The sequence below is a fragment of the Mycobacterium persicum genome, assembly GCF_002086675.1.
Classification (GTDB): Bacteria; Actinomycetota; Actinomycetes; order Mycobacteriales; family Mycobacteriaceae; genus Mycobacterium; species Mycobacterium persicum.
In genome coordinates this window covers 1-882 of record NZ_MVIF01000264.1, presented here as the reverse complement: position 1 = coordinate 882, position 882 = coordinate 1, and the positions used below count along the sequence as shown (strand labels likewise).

General features: G+C 58.4%; 1 protein-coding gene. It reads right to left on the bottom strand.

What is annotated here, in order from left to right; translation table 11 throughout:
• Positions 1-326 precede the first annotated feature (326 nt).
• Positions 327-839, bottom strand: coding sequence for a Rossmann-fold NAD(P)-binding domain-containing protein (locus BST40_RS28280; protein ID WP_083156611.1), 513 nt, complete (start codon positions 837-839; stop codon positions 327-329).
• Between the last annotated feature and the right edge of the window lie 43 nt (positions 840-882).

Sequence of the window (882 nt, the reverse complement as noted above, 5' to 3'; positions counted from 1 at the left end):
CTCATCTTCGGAAGACCTCGACCCCTATCCCGGCAACGACGCGCCGACCACCTCTACACCCTCATCTGCGAAGAGCCGAAATACCGCTCGTTTCGGAGCCCGTACCAGTCTGGGCTGGTCGCGACATCGGGATGGTCCGTCCGGCGAAATCACTAGGAGGGCCGTCAGCGGCACACCTTCGTATACGGCAGCGGGGGGATGCCCGACTATGACAGCTAGAATTCGACACCGCTTATAAATCCACGACGTGATCACAAATAGATGGTGCTGGGTTCGGCGAACATGGTGTTCCAAAATCTGCACCAGCGGACATGGAGAAAATGCTGTTACAGGTGGCCTATTGTTGTCAGAGTTCGATCCCACAAGTCTCTGGCAAGGTGCGGGTCACAGGCCGAGCGGCTGGCTTTCCCGATCTCGCACTTCACGTAATATTCGCCTGGCCGCCAATCGATACCGGGTGTGCTTGACGCGAGCCGAGCCAGCGGAGCGGCTCCCTGCTCTGCGGTCGCAAAAAGTCGCGGAAGTGACAGCTTTTCCAGGAACGCAAAAGCCCGTGAACCCGAGGCCCGGCTGAAATTGGTGGCGACCACGCCGGGGTGTACCGCTGCGGCCGAGAGCCCGTCGGCATGGTAGCGCCGATGTAATTCCTTGGTGAACAAGATGTTTGCCAGCTTCGAAATGGCATAGGCGACGATGGGACGGCGCCCCTGGGTGTTCTCGAAGTCGACAATAGCGATATTGCGAACCCATTTATGCGCCCCGCTGGCCGTATTGATTACACTGGCCCGGGACTCGACCAACAAATCCAACAGTTGGGTGGTGAGTAGAAACGGCGGCAAGTAGTTGACCTGCTAAGTCATCTCGTAGCCGTCAGCCGTCAGG